20 protein-coding genes, 1 tRNA gene and 1 pseudogene are annotated in these 16,956 nt (G+C 33.9%); 9 read left to right on the top strand and 13 right to left on the bottom strand.

Annotated elements, in window-relative coordinates:
* Positions 1–6: 6 nt before the first annotated feature.
* Positions 7–1,164, bottom strand: a complete 1,158-nt coding sequence (locus tag FA584_RS06380) for an HlyD family secretion protein (protein WP_167750570.1) — start codon at positions 1,162–1,164, stop codon at positions 7–9.
* Positions 1,165–1,294: 130 nt separating this feature from the next.
* Here FA584_RS06380 and FA584_RS06375 point away from each other — a divergent pair, with 130 nt between their 5' ends.
* Positions 1,295–2,596, top strand: a complete 1,302-nt coding sequence (locus FA584_RS06375) for a TolC family protein (protein ID WP_087438595.1) — start codon at positions 1,295–1,297, stop codon at positions 2,594–2,596.
* Between the two features lie 30 nt (positions 2,597–2,626).
* On the opposite strand, the gene FA584_RS06370 is transcribed toward FA584_RS06375, so the two are convergent.
* The 4 genes and pseudogenes from FA584_RS06370 to FA584_RS06355 form a co-directional block, all read right to left on the bottom strand.
* Positions 2,627–3,067, bottom strand: coding sequence for an ankyrin repeat domain-containing protein (locus tag FA584_RS06370; protein ID WP_087438594.1), 441 nt, complete (start codon positions 3,065–3,067; stop codon positions 2,627–2,629).
* Positions 3,064–3,561 (bottom strand): thioredoxin domain-containing protein, encoded by a 498-nt coding sequence (locus tag FA584_RS06365; protein ID WP_087438593.1) that lies wholly within the window; start codon positions 3,559–3,561, stop codon positions 3,064–3,066. Before FA584_RS06365 ends, FA584_RS06370 begins: the two co-directional genes overlap by 4 nt.
* Positions 3,562–3,670: 109 nt before the next feature.
* Positions 3,671–5,062 (bottom strand): annotated as a pseudogene (gene fumC, locus FA584_RS06360) (class II fumarate hydratase).
* Positions 5,063–5,155: 93 nt separating this feature from the next.
* Positions 5,156–6,028: a VIT1/CCC1 transporter family protein gene (locus FA584_RS06355; RefSeq protein ID WP_087438591.1), complete on the bottom strand. Its 873-nt coding sequence runs from the start codon at positions 6,026–6,028 to the stop codon at positions 5,156–5,158.
* 111 nt (positions 6,029–6,139) lie between these two features.
* Between FA584_RS06355 and FA584_RS06350 the strand changes: the two genes are divergently transcribed.
* Positions 6,140–6,214 (top strand) — tRNA-Gly (locus FA584_RS06350).
* 184 nt (positions 6,215–6,398) lie between these two features.
* Entirely contained in the window at positions 6,399–7,649 is a 1,251-nt protein-coding gene (locus tag FA584_RS06345) for a tyrosine-type recombinase/integrase (protein WP_167750569.1), read from the top strand.
* Between the two features lie 62 nt (positions 7,650–7,711).
* On the opposite strand, the gene FA584_RS06340 is transcribed toward FA584_RS06345, so the two are convergent.
* The 7 genes from FA584_RS06340 to FA584_RS06310 form a co-directional block, all read right to left on the bottom strand.
* Positions 7,712–8,314 (bottom strand): hypothetical protein, encoded by a 603-nt coding sequence (locus FA584_RS06340; protein WP_167750568.1) that lies wholly within the window; start codon positions 8,312–8,314, stop codon positions 7,712–7,714.
* Between the two features lie 44 nt (positions 8,315–8,358).
* The gene (locus tag FA584_RS06335; protein ID WP_167750567.1) at positions 8,359–8,571 is read right to left on the bottom strand and encodes a helix-turn-helix domain-containing protein; all 213 of its coding nucleotides are present in this window, start codon (positions 8,569–8,571) and stop codon (positions 8,359–8,361) included.
* A 543-nt stretch (positions 8,572–9,114) separates the two neighbouring features.
* A complete protein-coding gene (locus FA584_RS06330) occupies positions 9,115–9,702 on the bottom strand; it encodes a hypothetical protein (protein WP_167750566.1) in 588 nt (195 codons plus the stop codon).
* Complete coding sequence (locus FA584_RS06325; RefSeq protein ID WP_167750565.1) at positions 9,699–9,869, bottom strand: hypothetical protein; 171 nt, start codon at positions 9,867–9,869, stop codon at positions 9,699–9,701. Before FA584_RS06325 ends, FA584_RS06330 begins: the two co-directional genes overlap by 4 nt.
* Before the next feature lie 122 nt (positions 9,870–9,991).
* Positions 9,992–10,315, bottom strand: a complete 324-nt coding sequence (locus FA584_RS06320) for a hypothetical protein (protein ID WP_167750564.1) — start codon at positions 10,313–10,315, stop codon at positions 9,992–9,994.
* 45 nt (positions 10,316–10,360) lie between these two features.
* Positions 10,361–10,825 (bottom strand): transposase family protein, encoded by a 465-nt coding sequence (locus tag FA584_RS06315; RefSeq protein ID WP_084613060.1) that lies wholly within the window; start codon positions 10,823–10,825, stop codon positions 10,361–10,363.
* A gap of 94 nt (positions 10,826–10,919) precedes the next feature.
* Complete coding sequence (locus FA584_RS06310) at positions 10,920–11,207, bottom strand: helix-turn-helix domain-containing protein (protein WP_167750563.1); 288 nt, start codon at positions 11,205–11,207, stop codon at positions 10,920–10,922.
* 205 nt (positions 11,208–11,412) lie between these two features.
* On the opposite strand from FA584_RS06310, the gene FA584_RS06305 reads away from it, so the two are divergent.
* Genes FA584_RS06305 through FA584_RS06295 form a run of 3 tightly spaced genes read left to right on the top strand, consistent with a single transcriptional unit; the run spans position 11,413 to position 14,062 of the window.
* Positions 11,413–12,534, top strand: a complete 1,122-nt coding sequence (locus FA584_RS06305; RefSeq protein WP_167750562.1) for a replication endonuclease — start codon at positions 11,413–11,415, stop codon at positions 12,532–12,534.
* A gap of 23 nt (positions 12,535–12,557) precedes the next feature.
* On the top strand, positions 12,558–12,824 hold the full coding sequence (locus tag FA584_RS06300) for a hypothetical protein (protein WP_167750561.1): 267 nt from the start codon (positions 12,558–12,560) through the stop codon (positions 12,822–12,824).
* An 8-nt stretch (positions 12,825–12,832) separates the two neighbouring features.
* Positions 12,833–14,062 carry an FtsK/SpoIIIE domain-containing protein gene (locus FA584_RS06295; protein WP_167750560.1) on the top strand — a complete coding sequence of 410 codons (1,230 nt, stop codon included), beginning with the start codon at positions 12,833–12,835 and terminating at the stop codon, positions 14,060–14,062.
* A gap of 66 nt (positions 14,063–14,128) precedes the next feature.
* On the opposite strand, the gene FA584_RS06290 is transcribed toward FA584_RS06295, so the two are convergent.
* Positions 14,129–15,079 carry an SEL1-like repeat protein gene (locus FA584_RS06290; RefSeq protein WP_167750559.1) on the bottom strand — a complete coding sequence of 317 codons (951 nt, stop codon included), beginning with the start codon at positions 15,077–15,079 and terminating at the stop codon, positions 14,129–14,131.
* Positions 15,080–15,274: 195 nt separating this feature from the next.
* On the opposite strand from FA584_RS06290, the gene FA584_RS06285 reads away from it, so the two are divergent.
* The 3 genes from FA584_RS06285 to FA584_RS06275 all read left to right on the top strand — a co-directional run bounded on the left by FA584_RS06285 (position 15,275) and on the right by FA584_RS06275 (position 16,924).
* Positions 15,275–15,607 carry a hypothetical protein gene (locus FA584_RS06285; protein WP_167750558.1) on the top strand — a complete coding sequence of 111 codons (333 nt, stop codon included), beginning with the start codon at positions 15,275–15,277 and terminating at the stop codon, positions 15,605–15,607.
* Between the two features lie 224 nt (positions 15,608–15,831).
* On the top strand, positions 15,832–16,131 hold the full coding sequence (locus FA584_RS06280) for a hypothetical protein (protein WP_167750557.1): 300 nt from the start codon (positions 15,832–15,834) through the stop codon (positions 16,129–16,131).
* A 106-nt stretch (positions 16,132–16,237) separates the two neighbouring features.
* Entirely contained in the window at positions 16,238–16,924 is a 687-nt protein-coding gene (locus tag FA584_RS06275; protein WP_167750556.1) for a hypothetical protein, read from the top strand.
* The last annotated feature ends 32 nt before the right edge of the window (positions 16,925–16,956 follow it).

Below are 16,956 nucleotides of genomic sequence, written 5' to 3'. Positions count from 1 at the left end.
CTAGACTCATTCAGGAACGTTGTTTAAACTCTTTGGTAACCCTTTGCCATCCATGGAGACAACACCAACAGCAGGAATGCCCAGTTTGAGCGTTGGTTGTGGTGAAAGGGGTTTTACATGTAAAGCAAAAACCCTTTGAATGCGATCACTCGGAACACTGACCTCTTTGGGAGTAAACTCCGCTTTTTGCTCAATGCGCACGACTTTAGCTTGGATGGGTTCATTGGGTTTTCCATCTAAAAAGATGACGGCATCATTGCCAACCTGAAGGTTTCCATTTTGTTTGGTATCGACAAATATTTTTAGATAAAGGGAGTTTGGATCAAGCAAGGTAGCAACCACACTTCCAGCCCCGATGACTTCACCTTGATTGGCAATTTTTTCCACGACAACGCCATTCACAGAAGAACGCAATATCATCTCATGTAAGATCGCTTCGATTTGAGTTTTAGACGCTTCTAACGCTTTCAGGGATGACTTGAGTGCCTCGATACCTTGTTCCAAGGCACGTAATGTTTTTTGATGCGCTGTTGCTTCGATGAGCTCGCTGTTGGCAACATTGATTGCAAGACTGAGTTGCTCTCTTTTTTGTTGTAATCCTGCCAGTAAATCGCCACTGGTTTGGAATTTGAGCACTGCGGTTTCTACCTGACGCTTTTCGATGAGATTGTGTTCAAACAAATTTTTCATACGCTCAAGATCGTGCTTGTCTTGCGCTAAAATACTGGTTTGTGAGGCGATATTTTTATCAAGTTCTGTGCGTTGATGTTGTTTAATAGAGAGATTGTCTTTGGCTTTTGAGAGTGTTTCAGGAATGGTTTTGGAAGCAATTTCAAGCTCTGTCTCTTTGGCGTTTAACTCTTGTGTTCGTGCACTTATTTGGGCTTCTATTTGTGCCTTTTGCGCTTCATATTCCTCGCTTGCAAGGACGGCTATGTTTTGACCTAGCTCAACGTGTTGCCCTTCTTGAATGTTTAAAGTAGAAATACGCCCTGCATACTTGGCATTTAAATTTATCAAATCACCATCCATACGTCCAGAACCTTGAACTAAATTGGCTGCAAGCGTTGGAGCAATGAGTTTATGGATAATAAGTCCCGAAGCAATTAAGACCAAAGCTAAAATAGCCACACCTAAACGATACTGTTTGAGTTTTTCTAACATTCACGCTCCTTGGTTGAAGAGTAAACTATTATATAACTTCTTTGGTATATTTTTACCTAAATTAAGAGCAATTTAACGCTATTAGCAATACTATTAACACTATAATCATGATGTTTCGCAAGGACGGTTCATGCGACGTTTACTGCTACTTTTATTTCCTTTGTGTCTTTGTGCACAAACATACACGGAACTTTTAAATTTGTTGGAGAAAAGTAATAGCTATAAAAGTGCTAAAGAACTTGAAAGTGCTTCAGAATCACTCTATCAAGCAGCACTAGGGAAAAACCTTCCAGCCTTGGATGCTACACTGAGCGCCATTGAGTTTAATGAAATTCCTAACATGACGCTCCATCTTCCCTCTTTTCCTGTTACCAAAGCCGATGTGGGGACACGTAGACATCTTGAGGGTGCACTCATTTTAAGTTATCCACTTTTTACGGGTTTTGCTATTTCAGCAACCATTGATAAAGCCCGCTTAGAAAATGAGCAAGCAATGCTTAAACTGACCAATCTGAAGCGAAATCTTGCCATGCATGTCACGCAACTTTTTAGCGCTATTATCGCTGAAGAGAGAGTTATTGACGCTTTAAAAAGCTCAGAGCTTGCCATTAATCAAGCATATCAAAAAGCCAAAGGATTTTACACCAATGGACTTTTGGCTCAAAGCGAACTCTACGCGATCGAAGCTAAAAAATATGATATTGAAGCGCAACTGCTTCACCATCAAAATCAAAAAAAACAGCTTCTCAACCAACTCTCACTGATCGTCAATACCAAAATAGAAACGCTTCAAGCAAATACCCTTCAAACCTTTGAAATACCCAATGGTGATGGAGCAAAAGAGATCGCCTTAAATGAACGTGAAGATTTACATGTCATGGCAAAAGCGATTGACGTCGCACAAAGCAGTGTTGAGCTTGCCAAAAGTAAAAATTATCCCACCATTGCGATGGTGGGTGTTTTGAAGGGGCAAGGTGACTCACTCGAGCTCAATGGTGATGGCTATACCAATGCTGATAAAAGTTATGTAGGATTGAGTGCTTCATGGAATCTATTTAATGGCTTTAGTGATACACATACCATTGATGCAGCACGCGCTTCTAAGATGTCTGCTTTTTTCAATTTAGAAGAATACAAGCAACAAGTCGCCCTTGAAGTGGAAAATACAGAGCTTGAGATTAAAACACTTAATGCCGAGCTTCAAAGCGCAAAACTCGAAGAAAAAGCCAGTGAATCCTATACCAACCTTACACAAGGACGTTTTGATAACCAACTCATCAGTGCCGATGAACTTAGCCGTGCTATTGCCAACTTGGCAAGTACAAAAGCTAAAGTAGCAACCCTACAAAGTGAACTATTTAATCAAAGTGCACGTCTCTGGCTTGAGTGTGGTTGGGGCATTTTTGAAAAAAAAGTCCTCACTCAACAGTGAGCCAACCATCTTTACATGTAAAGATATTTTTTAGTGAATACTTGCTTTTAGCATCTTATAAATAGTCGGTGTGCTCGCGAGATCAATTGCTTTAAAGCCATCTAAATTCGCGATGGTTGTATCAGCATGAGATGCCAACAAAAGCTTTGTCATTTCCTCTTTCCCTGAACTGGCACAGTACATCAATGCCGTTACACCATTGTCATTTTGATTATCCAGTTGGATACCCGCTTTTACCAAAAGTTCCACACAGGTGAAGTCCCCACCAAAACAGGCATTCCAAATGGCGGTATTGCCATCAATATTTTTAAGTTCCAGATCCACTCCCGCTTCGATGAGCTCTTTGGTAACGGAAATATTGGCTTCCCGCACTGCTTTCATCAGTGCAGAGTTACCATACTTACCAACGAAATTTAAATCATTGGCATCATAGCCATTAGCTGAAAGCCAAAGTAAAGTTTGCTCACTCATGCGCCCATCCAAGTCTCATGTACGTGCCCTTTTTTCTTGAAATGAATCGCTTCATCAAGCTTTGTCTCAAACATCTCAAGATCAAATGCATCTTCAACATCCTTGGTGATCTCTTTATAGACAAATTGACCATCTTTGTTGATGATAAAAAGAGATTTTGCACAGAGTGTTTCATCAATATAAACCCCAAATTTCTTTGAAAATTCTACAAAATCAACAGATGAATTTTCTATATTGACCTCTTCTTCTAATTTGGTACTACAGATAAGATAAATAAATGCTTGTTCTTGGTATTTCTCAATGATGTTTAAAAGCTCTTTACTCAATGAATTTTGAAAAGGTAAGGTGATCATCACTTGCACTTTGGTTGCCATCATACCGATGACTTTCATCTCACCATTGAGCATTTCTAAAATGATTGCAGGAGCCTCTGAGCCTATTTTCCGCTCATTTTTCAATAATGGTTTGCTGACACCTTTGATGATTGTTTCCATAATCACTCCTTAAAAATTTAAAGGAGTTTATGCAAAAGGCATACCGTAGTCACAAAACTATTACATGTAAAGCGTAGTAGCAAAAAGAAGTTACTACGCTCTACATTTTTTACGCTTTAGGATGGATCATTTCAGAAGGAATGACATAACGATCAAACTCTTCTGGTGTCAAAAGTGAAAGTTTCACACATGCCTCTTTAAGACTTGAATGCTCTTTATGCGCTAATTTGGCGACTTTTGCTGCATTTTCGTAGCCGATATAGGGATTAAGTGCCGTGACGAGCATTAATGAATTGTGAAGATTGAACGCAATCTTTTCGCTATTGGCTTCAATACCTTCCACACAATGTATTCTAAATGACTCCATCACATCGCTCAAAAGCCTGACTTGTTGCAAAAAATTGAGGATAATAACTGGTTTAAAGACATTGAGTTCAAAGTTTCCTTGACTTGCACCAAAGGCAATAGCAGTGTCAGCACCAAATACTTGACAGGCGACCATCGTTACCGCTTCGGCTTGAGTCGGATTGACTTTACCGGGCATAATGGAACTTCCTGGTTCATTTTCAGGAATAGAGAGTTCACCGATGCCACATCTTGGACCTGAAGCCAACCACCTAATGTCATTGGCAATTTTCATCAAGTTTGCTGCTAAGCCTTTATTGGCACCACTTGCAAAGACAAGGGCATCATGGGATGTTAAAGCATGAAATTTATTGGGAGCTGAGACAAAATGTTTCCCTGTCAGTTTGCTCAGCTCTTCACTGACAAATTCGCTGAGTTTGGGGTGCGCATTAATACCTGTTCCTACAGCTGTGCCTCCAATCGCAAGTTCACGTAAAGATTCCAGTGCTTGTAAAATGTGCGAAGAAGAGTGTTCTAACATACTTCGATACCCGCTAAACTCTTGTCCAAGCGTCAGGGGTGTTGCATCTTGTAAATGTGTTCGACCAATCTTAATGATGCCAGCAAACTCATTTTCTTTCGCCTGTAGTGCTTCCTTGAGCTTTTCAAGTGAAGGAAGCAGTTGCTCTTCTATTTCAATAACACTGGCAATGTGCATGGCTGTTGGAAACGTATCGTTTGAGCTTTGAGACATATTGACATGATCATTAGGATGGATGAGTTTTTCTTTTCGGAAATCTCCTCCTAAAATCTCAGTTGCACGGTTAGCGATAACTTCGTTTAGGTTCATATTGGTCTGTGTACCACTACCTGTTTGCTAGATGGCAAGAGGAAATTCACCATCAAATTTGCCAGCAAGAATTTCATCACACGCTTGAACGATCGCCTCTGCTTTTGTGCCATCCAGTTTTTTCAGTTTTTGATTAACCGTTGCTAAAGAGCGTTTTAAAAGAGCAAAGGCTCGGATAAGCTCTTTTGGCATCTTTTCTGTACCTATTTTAAAATTTTCCAAACTTCTCTCAGTTTGAGCTCCCCAGTAACGCTCATTAGGAACTTTGATCTCACCCATAGTATCTTTTTCAATTCTATAATCCATAGTAACTCCTTTATCTCATATGAGTCATTATGGCACAGGCAAGTTTTAAAAAAATCTCTCTTTTAAAATTACATCAAAATTCTATCATTCATCTTATATTTCAATGCCAAAATAGTGTTTAACCACATAACCAATACCAAATGAGATCAGCGCAACACCAAAGGTAATATAAGACATTTCACGCACACGTAGCCAAAACGACAAGTCTTTTGCGACCGAAATATAAAAATTGTATAAAAAAATGGTTAATATTGCTCCAATAAACATCCAAATAATCGCTACAGATATCTGATTTATGATAAAAAAAGGCGCAACAAGCAGTGCTGTTGTCAAAATATACGAAATGCCTGTATAAAGAGCATACGTCAAGGGTTTGACTTCATCCCCTATATTTTCTTTGGATTCCAAATAGGCAGAACCTGCCATCGACAGTGCTGCTGCAATACCCATAATAAGCCCCGTAACACCTACCACAATACTTCGATCAAATGCCAAAGCAATACCACTGAGTGTTCCTGTTAACTCAACCAAGGCATCGTTCATTCCTAAAACAATAGCACCGGCATAGAGGAGCTTTTTGTCATGCAACATGTCAATGAGCTCTATTTCATGGTGCATTTCCTGTTCAAAAATACCTTCTGCTTTAGGATCGATGGCGATAAGCTCTTGATAAAATGCTTTAGCACCCTCTTCACGTTTCTCTAAAAATTTGAGCGTAAAAGAGATACCCACAATTTTGGAAAGTAAAAGATAAAAGAAAACAACGTGAGGACGAGGTCGTTGTTCTTGATTCGTATAGGTTTTGAGATAGAGGTAATGTCTTTTCTCTTCTTCAGCAATTTTGTGAAAAATGGTTTGATTGGCTCCATTTTTATCAGACTTGGAGAGCATACTGTAAATTGTAAAATCATCGAGTTCATTTTGTTGCTGCTTCAATGCCTTTTTAACGTTTATACCGTGTGTCATTTTAGCTCCTTTGCCATTTAATGCTCAAACATTATACTCCACTTTCAAACTAAAATTTTTACATGTAAAAGTATACATCAGTTTGATATGCTATAATGTCACCTCTAAAATGCGGGTGTAACTCATTGGTAGAGTGTTAGCTTCCCAAGCTGAAAGTAGCGGGTCCGATTCCCGTCACCCGCTCCATTCTTAAAGTGTCCTTTATTGAATGGAGATCCCTATTTTAGGGTTTTTTAACGCATCTTGGAATAATCTTTCAATTAAGAATTCATCAAAACAACGACACTTAAAGACATCTTTAGACAAAAAGGTTGTGCTTTTAGTTGTGCTTTTTTTTGATATACTTTCTTTTTTTTAAAGGAGTTTTCAAATGGCTGAACTTATCAAAACAAAGACGCCTAGTGTTTATTACCAAAAACTAAAAAATGATGATATTTCTTACATCATAAAATACAAGCTTGGTAAAAATGTTAAGCAAGAAAATGTTGGTCGAAAATCAAGTGGAATGACCGAATCAAAAGCAGCTGAAATTTTAAGAAATATTAAATATGACATAGCCCGTAATTTCAGAAGTGCAACCTCTAAAGACGAACTTGAAATCGCAAGAAAAAACAAGATAACATCTTTAAAAGTTATGTGTGAAAAATATCTTGCAGATAAAGATGTCGAAGTTTCTAAGGAAAAAGATGTTGATGTTAAGAACAAAAGATATAAAACAGCTATAAATTTAAGAAAAGATAGGAACAGGCTAAATTTCTGGCTCAACAATGAAAATTTTAAGAAGTATATTAACTTTCCACTCTCTCGAATTACTCCTGAAGTTATTGATAAAGTAATCTTGACCGCAAAAAAGAATAATGGTGAAGCTTATATGCCCAAATCAATGAAACTAAACATTGACATTATGCTGACAGTTACTAAACATTTTAATTATCCAAAGAGTGAAAACCCTTTTCTTAAAATAGATAAGAAGCTGATTCCTTTGAAAAAGGAATTTAAACCGAGAACACGATATTTAACTCTTCACGAATGTAATACACTTTTTGAAGTGTTGAAACAAAAGAAGAATAAAAGAGATTATGTTATTTGCCTCATTTGTCTTTTAACAGGCGCAAGACCTGATTCTGTTATCAAATTAAGGATAAAAGATCTTTATTTTTCTACCAATCGCATTAATCTTTTTGATTTCAAAAGAAAAATGTATTATGAAAGCATTTTTAATGAAGAGTGTCAACGAGCAGTGAACGAATATCTGGACGGTCGAATCAGAAATCAAAATGATTATCTATTTTTCCATGAGACAACAGATAAAGCGCTTTCAAAATTTCCAGCTTCGATTTCTAGGGTTTTAAATCAACTTTTCAATTTTGATCAATACGGTAATAAGATTCAAAGAGAACGTTCTGTTGTTCCTTATACCTTGAGACACTCTTTTGCTTCGATAAATATAAATGAATTCAAAATGCCGATTTATGAAGTTTCAAGATGTTTAAATCACTCTTCTGTCAACACTACTTCCTCAATTTATGTAACTCATGATCTTGAAAAATCAGCTAATTATATTGATGCTTTATCAAAAGGAGCTCTAGGATCTCTTCACAATGGCTTTAAGATTGATTGAGAGTGGTTATTTTATTTTTTAGTGAGAAAATTGATTTGAGCCCCTATAAAAAGGGGCTGTTTTTAGAAAAAATTGAGCGGAATAGTTTCAGCAGATTTGAGAGCAGATCGAGACAATTTTTTCATTTTATTTTGTCTTAGAATTTCTTCTTTTTCAGCTTTCCTTGCTTCTAATTCAGATTTTTTATACGCTTTTTCAGCTTTTTTGTAAGCTTCTAGAATTTCTTTTTGTTCTTTTATTTCTGCTCTTGGTTCTGCTGTATTTTTTAAAAAGGTTAAAACTTCTTCTTCTAATCTTCTTGCTGTTGTGATATTGCTGTTTTTTTCTTTCCATTCACCAGTTTTTTTGTTAAGTATTTTTAAAACAAGACCTTTGTTGATGGATGGAACATACATATTTCTACCATTAATCCAAACTTTTGGGAAACCATCAATAATAAAAAAGATTTTAATTTTAAAGCTTTCAGAAATTTCAATATCTGAAAAATTGAAGCTCTCATTTTTAAAAAAATCTGGTTTAAATGTATAAGCAGATCCTTGAAATTTTTCTGTCATTAATATAAATTTGCTTAATCCTTTTGTTAACTTTTCGAGATTTTTAAAAGCTTTATCATCATTTATACTGATGTTTAACTTTGAGAAATTAATAATTGGTTTTTTAGCCATTGGTCACGCTCCTATATTTTGTTTTATAAGAGTGAGTTTTTAAATTATGCACATAATTCATCTACAGCCTCCAAATATTCAGCAAATGCTTTTAAAGGGAATTGTAGTTTTTGAGAGGTTTTGAAGAATTTTATAGGTTCGTTGTCAAACAAACGTCTTTCTAGTGTTTTTATTGAAATGCCTAATTCTAGGGCAATTTCATCTTTTGTTAAAATCATTTTGTTGTATTTGGCGTATAGTAGTTCAAAATAGCTCATCATAAATCCTTTTCTATTTTTATGAAAAAAATAGGAAGAACTGTGTTCTTCAACTCATCATAGGTATATAATGTCTGCCATTACGTACCTGATAAAAAGGGTTTACTTTAAAATCTCTTTATTTAAAAAGATCCTTCAAGTTAACGTTTTTTTTACCATGATGAGCCGCTTTATGATGTGTATAAGCAGCATAGAAAGATGCATTAAAATTAACAGTTAAAATCATTTTAATGCTCCTTCATAAAAAAATCTCTTGAAATTTTCATTTCAAGGATGAAAACATAGCGCAAAATAGCTTAAAATAAAATAAATATACCAACAAGTAAGAATTGAGATCTGATTGAAGTTTTCCAAATGTTCATCTTGAATTCCATTTACCTCTTTTGAAATCATTGATTGTGTCAATTCTTGTTTGAAAAAACCTCTTGTTCTAGATGCTGCGAACATTGCAGCATCTGCATTTACTCCATATGTTGATCTTCAAGATGATGAAAAATTAAAAGTATCTTCAAAAAAACTCAAGAAGCTCTTGCAAGGAACTTCTTATAAAGCGTTAATAATGTCTTGTTTGATTTGAGTTTCAAAAAGATTGAATAGAGATTTGTGATATAACTCATCTATCCAATCACTATGTTTTTTAAATCCAGCACCAAGACGAAAAACTATATGATCAGTATCTTCAACTTGATACTGTTTATTTAAAATTAATTTATTATTTAAATAAACATTAATTGTCATATCATATTTTATAAATCCTGCTCCAGTACCAGCTTCAAATAAAAAATGATAATCTTTTACATCTGGGTAAACAACTAATCCATTGCTACATTCATTTTGATTTTTAATCATTTTCACAGTTTTGAAATATTGCTCAAAATTCTTTTTAGCAACACCCGAAGCCACATTATTCACATCTAAATCCATAGTTTGTGATGCGAGTAAAGCCATATCTCTAGGAGTTCTTGTAATTACCTTACTACTTTCAACAACACAAACATTTTGATTCTCAACTTTGGAATAAAAATCATTTTTTTGCAACCCAATATTTTCTTCGTTAAAAGCATAATGTTTTGCACAGCCACTAAATATAATTGGCAGAAAAGCCAATAAAAAAATAACTACGTTTTTCATTTTTGACCTTTCATATTGTTTAACATTCTGTAAATAGAATTTTCTAAAATCATTTGAACATTTTCTTCTGCGGATTTACTGTCTAATTTTGCATCTGATCTAATTGAGTTCATGTAATTTTTGCCATCTCGTCCTAGAGCTTGGTCAAGTTTATCACTTGCTCTCATCTCTTTTACAACACCATCTTTGATGATTTTAACAACAATACCAGTTTCAACTTCAACATTAGAAATAACGTTTAAATGCGAATCATTATTGAACGCATACGTTAGATTTACTTTTACAGATTCTAGTTCACAAGAGAAGCGGTATTTTGAACACCATCAACAATTTTGTAATCTTCTGATAAAAAGCTTTTTAACACTTTATTACAAGCAGAAGCATCGATTGTAAATTCTGGTTGGCGATACATTGAACCAAAATCTGTTTTACCTGTATTAACAACAGCATTGATAACTTTTGAAGAACCACTGATAATGCTCATATCTGAAGATTTTACTTCTAATTTAGCCTTATATGGATTTCCCAATAGTGATGAATATTTTCCATCTACCACAATCTCAGTAGCACATAAGCTACTTGCAAAAACCAAAAACGACAGTAAGCCCCTCATTTTTTCCCTTTGAATTGGTTTTATTTATTAGACATCTTGCAAAACTCATTTGTATTCCACAGCAAAACCACGGTCAAAGTTGATTAATCCACATATCAAATTAAAGCGTAGATTGAATCGTTTTCTTCTGTTTCTGTATTTTTGGGTGAGTATCTGAAATGTTTTGATTTTAGCATTCACATGTTCAACACATATTCTAGCACTTGCTTTTTGTCTGTTTTCCTCTTTTTGCTCCTCACTCAAAGGATGAAGTTTGGAGGCTTTATGGGGAATTTGACAATGGCTATGTTCTTTGGCAATACCCAGATATCCCAAATCAACATAAACACAGGTCTTGGGCATCAAGGGGAGATTAGATTCTTGAAACAGTCTAAAATCATGTGTCGTACCTTTAGCGGTATGCACACACATAATCCTCTCCTCTTTATCAATCACAATCTGTCCTTTAAGGGTATGACGCTTTTGCTTACCTGAGTAGTACTCTCTTTGCTTTTTTTGGGTCTTTGACAAGGCGTTTCTGTCGCATCAATGACAACAAAAGAGAGGGCAACATCACTTTTATAGAGTTCTCTCTTGCTTGGCAATGAAAATCTACCAGACTTAATCAAACTTCTTCTACTTCACATACAATCCTTGAAGCCGTTGATTCACTCACACCATAATCAAATCCAATATGTTCAAGGGTGCGATACTCACGATAATAGCCAAGCATCAAAAGTACTTTATTTTCTGGTGAAAGAGATCTCCTCCCTCCTACACCTAATCCTTTTTTACGATTCTCATCGTATTGCCTAAACACCTCTATCATTGCGTTAAATGTCTCTTCATTAACGCCAATATGGCGCTTAAAATCTTTGGGTTTATGCTTTTGCATTTGTTCATATTTTTTCATGCCTCTTGCCAAGCATTTTTAGTGCCTTTTATTTGAGTTTTGCAAGATGTCTATTATAAAAACTCAAAATTATATGAAAACATCACTTTATTTTTGATATTTCATTGAAATACACAATTTAACAAACTTTTTTTGAATTTGGTTCCTATAACTAATATAGAAATATCTCCTTTTAGGTTTTGCAAACCAAAACCACGAGGAAAAAATGAAATCAATTCATGCAACAAAGAAGCTACAAAATACAGAACTTTATAAAGAGTTGCAGGGCAATCTTAAAAATTATTATGAGATAAGCACGGTAAAAGAGAAGAAACAAAAATCATATCTATCTCGTCTCAATCTTTGTAATACAAAAACAGGCGAATTGTTAAAATTGAATTATGATTTCGAAGCAGAATATAAAAAATACTGCAAACTAATCGAACAAAAATCCTTAGCCATTGAACATACAGCGCAAGAATTAGAATATGCAAGTGTTTTCCTTACATTCACGTTACCCTCTCCATTTCATCCTTTCAAATCACGTAAAGGAAAAAATGGCGAACGATTATATGTCGCCACAAATGAACAATTTATATTTAATACTTTACATGATGCAATAGATGATGGGTGTGTATTTTTAAATAATTTGATTCGAACATTTTACAAGAGAATTAAAAATTATGTTAAAGATGAATTCTTATATGTCAAGGTTTTTGAACCACATTCAACAATGATTCCACACTTGCACTATCTTTGTTTCTTTCCTGTGAAGTATATAGATGATGTAAAAGCGGTATATCAAAGAGTTATTGCAGAGTACGCATTAAATCAAGTGGATTTTGAAGAGTGTAGATTTCGCGATAATGTGAATAGTGCTACTCGTTACCTTTTAAAATATATCACTAAAAATTTGAGTGATTCAAAAGATTACTTTGCGATACGATCACTAGATGGATGGAAAAAACATCACAAAATTCGTATCGTTACCAGCAGTAATTTAGGGTTAACACAGTTCTTATACAAAAAAATTTACTACTCAATTACCCCTGACATTAAGGCAATTATTGACCCGATAATCAAAGAAAAAAACATTCCGTATTACATTTATTTGCAAGAAAATACCTTTATTAAAAAACAAATAAAACGTCTTGATCTCAAAAGAACATCTATCAACCGAGAAACTTTTGGTGATGCGAATTCACTGTTTAAAATTGAACTTAAAATCAATCGAATCCGCTCCCCATCCACTCAAAATCTCTCTTATCGGGTAAGAGAACTCACCATTAAGTATAGAAATAAGTTGCTCTATTCAAAGAGCCTATATGTCACTGTATCAGCAGTGTAAATAATAAAAATAAGGACAAAACAATGCAAACTAAAATTTTAATTAATGGCAAATTAATGGCAATTACCGAAAAAACATACGAGGGTAAAAAAACAGTATATGCTCAATTTTTAATGGAAAGTGAAGCGAAAGGAATGGAAATTATCAAAGTAAAAATCACACAAGAAGCAGACATTATTCAGCTCAAAAAAGATGAATTTGTCTCTGTTCCTATTGTAATTGCGTGTGTCAATAACACAATCTATTTTACACAATGCGATGCGATGAAAAAAAATGAGATTAGAAAATGATCGAGGGCATGAGATTATTTATCTATGATACTTTATGGAGGGGCTTTTTGCTCCTCCTATTGTATGTGTCAATTCAAAACAGTGTCTTTAATTTTGCATCATTAGATTCTTTAACAATTACAATAGGCTGTTTTTTATTAGCTGAGCGAATCTATTTTTATACGAAATACTGGCAATTTATCACTATGCCATATGCACTTAAATTAATCTCAAGATCAACAAATGATGCAAGAAATAATAAAGTATTTTTAGATCAGTTTGTAAAGTTTGATAAAAAAACGAAAACAGCCTATTTTTATAATAGAAGTGCTATCAACTGTGAAGAGTATCAAATCAATAGATTAAATGAAATTGTGCATTATTTAGGGATACATGATAAACCAGTAGAAGTGGATATAAAGCCGTATAAACATAAATATGTGGTTCTAAAATTTTACACACTTCATAAGAATATTGAGACAGAATCACCATTATTTCACCTCAAAAAAGAGCATATATTTTATGGGTTTTTCAAAGATGGGAAATACTATTTGCCAATACAAGCCCAAACACATATGATAACGGTGGGTGAAAGCGGAAGTGGAAAATCCAACTTTATGAATTTACTCATATTTTCACTTCTATATAATGAAAAACTTCTTGATTTTATCATTATGATTGACCTTAAAGCTCCTGAACTTTCTCGATATAACGGGCTTTCTTATATCAAATTTATTGATAATGTTGAAGAAGTTGATACAATATTTCATGAGCTAAAAGAGCTTATGAATAACCGATTTCAACACATGAAGCAAAAAAATTTATTAGTTTACGATGGTAAGCCTATCTTTGTGATTATAGATGAAGTAGGCACTATTGGCACATATCATGATAAAAAAATCAAAGATTCAATTTTTGCGAATATGATAGATATTTTTCAAAAAGGAAGAGCCGCAAAAATCATTTTGCTGTTATTTGCGCAAAAAATCGATAGTACGAATATTCCCACGAATGTGCTTACTAATATTCAATCAAAAGTGCTTATGAAAACAGATAGTGATTTTAATATGAACAACACAATAGGTACACAGGAAGATATTCAATTGATTACCAAGACGAAAGTTGCAGATTTTAATAAAGGTAGAGCTATTTTAAAAGATGGGTTAACGAGTGATAAAAACCTGATTCAAGTGCCGTATATTAGGGAAAGTGTGCAAAATATGATGATTGAATTTTTTAAGCTATCAGAATCGAAGTGAAGCCATCCGCACATAGGGCGGTGGCTCACTTCACTTGATTTATTTTATAGAAAGTGTCAGCAGGAATTATTTACCTAATTGTTTTTTCAATTTAGCATAATTTTGACACCCTTGTTCATTTTTCAAATCACATGCTTTCCCAAAAAAATCAAGAGCTTTGGTTGAATTTTGTTTAACACCTTGACCATTAAAATACATTGCGCCAAGGTTACTACATCCTGAGGCATTATCGCCCTTACACGCTTTTTCATATAATTGAAACGCTTTAAAAGAATCTTGTTTGATGCCTTCCCCCTTATCATACCTTAATCCAAGGTTGTTACATCCTAATGCCTCACCACTATTACATGCTTTTTCGTAGAGTGGTATCGCTTTAGAAAAATCTTGTTTGACGCCTCGACCAGCACTATACATATTTCCAAGATTATTGCATCCTAACATATCATCACCCTTGCAGGCTTTTTCATAAAATTGTATAGCCTTAGAATAATCTTTTTTGATACCTTGACCATTCGCGGACATCACTCCAAAATTATAGCAACCTGCTGCAAAGCCACCATTGCAGGCTTTTTCATAAAATTGTATAGCCTTAGAATAATCTTGTTTGATACCTTGACCATTATTATACATATTTCCAAAATTAAAACATCCATATACATTTCCACCATTGCACGCTTTTTCATACAATGACACTGCTTTAGAAGAATTTTGTTGAACACCGTCTCCTACGTTATACATATTCCCAAGAGTAAGACACCCTTCTGCATCTCCCCCATTACAGGCTTTTTCATAAAATTGTGATGCTTTTAAAAAATCTGTCTTAACACCTTGACCATAACCATACATTTTGCCAAGCATATAACATCCTCTTGCATTTACGTCATTACAAGATTTTTCAAATAGAGAAAAAGCTTTTGCAAAATCATTTTGATCATAAAGCTTTAACCCTTCTTCCAGATCACTCCCAAAAAGTGAAGTACCAAGTAACATAACAAATATCAAACACAAACGCTTCATATATAGCCCCTTTTTATGATAATTCAATCAAATAATCGTATCTCACTGCTACTTCATATATGGTAAAACGAGTGTATTTATATTATTTTAAATATAAAATTACTAATTGAGTATTATTTATATTCATTTCTAAGACACATATTATACAATTTCAAGTAATATAAATTTTAATACATTCTCATACAAAGTAGCTTTATGAAAAAAACATTACTTCTTATTTTCATCTCTCTTGTTTTTTTAGGTTGTTCCGCAAAAGATACAAAAACAGCTGGCGGCAATATGATGTCAGCTGCAGGAAGCGGTGGTCTTGCCGCTCCTCTTTTCTTTGCTGCTGGTGGTCTTGTGTTTTTAGCAGGTTCTTCTGCTGAAGAAGATACTAATAATAAAAATATTGATGTTAATAAATCTTCGTATGTTGTTTCATCATCTGTTGACAATAATAAGACATTTGTTCCGTATGAAACGAAGATTACTGTTAGTGATGTCATCAAAAAAGAAGATAACAATGAGACAACTCAGGACAAATAGGTTGTGTTTTCAGGTTGTGTTTTTTTAGATAACACAATTTTGATTTATTAAAAATAATTATATAAAAAGATAAATAATAGTAAATAAAATACCATTAAATAGGGATCTTGACATTGTTTATCTATTCTTATATAATTTCAAAAGAAAGATTATTCTAAAAATTAAAAATGACGCGTCCGATTCCCGTCACCCGCTCCACATTCAAAACTTCCCAAAGGTCTTTCGTGAGAGATAAACTCCAAAAAATAGCGCGCCACCCTGCCACACGAAAAGCCCTGAGCGATATGAAACCCAAAAAAACTCTTTGGAGTGCTTTAGGAATTATTCTCTTTTTTATTGCTCCTGAAATCATCGCTTATTTTTACGCAACGGAGATTGTGCATTTTGCGCAAAATGGTTTAGCAATGCAGCCCTCATCCCTTGAAAAATTTGACTATGAAATATTGATCAAACTCTTTGAAGATGGCATAAGCTGGTTCAATCTTGGTTTCGGAGTAGTTTTACTGGTGTGGTTATTTTTTTAAAATAGCTTTACTAGTAATGAGCAATCTATCCTCTTTTGTTATCTTACTCTAAATTATTAATATATAATACCAGCAGAAATAAAAACATAATAATCTAGGGATAAAGATGCCGAAGAAAAAAGAATACCGCGAACTATTTCAATTACCTCCTGTAAATTTATTCAAAAAAGATTTACTGGAGTTAGAAAGCATTCTTGTTCAGAATAACCAAACAGATCAGCTCTCAATTGAATTCACTTATAACGATACAACTATTTCTGCTAGTAGTTTTAATGAATTGTTTTTGCATAACGATTTAGCAAAATTTTCTTCTTATTTATCATTAAGAATGTATCGACGCATCGATCATGAAATTGAAGGTAGTATTAGCATTACATTACATAATAATTTTGGGCAATGTCAGCTCAGTTCACATGATGATACATGGTTTTATGGTAAAAAACATCAAATTTTTAATTTTTTTAAAAATAAAAAACCATGGTATTCGTTTATGCAACATTTATCTATTGCAATAATATTTGGTATAAATCTAGCTGTATCTATTATATATACAATCAATTTTTATACAAAACAACAATACAATTCGATGTTTTTGTCAGTATTAACTTTTTTAGCTTTTATAATCATATTTACATTAATATTAAAGCAAAAGATATTTCCATATATCAAAATAAATACATATAACAAGGAGCAAAAGAAGCTAGGAATTAATGAAGTTGGTGCAATATTTACAGTTATTACTGCAATAATAACTATAATACAAACAATTTTACAATTTTTACCCAATAAATAATAAATAAAATTAGCCCTTCGGTTTTATCCCGA

It is taken from the genome of Sulfurospirillum diekertiae (assembly GCF_011769985.2).
Classification (GTDB): Bacteria; Campylobacterota; Campylobacteria; order Campylobacterales; family Sulfurospirillaceae; genus Sulfurospirillum; species Sulfurospirillum diekertiae.
This window is presented reverse-complemented; position numbering and strand designations above follow the sequence as displayed.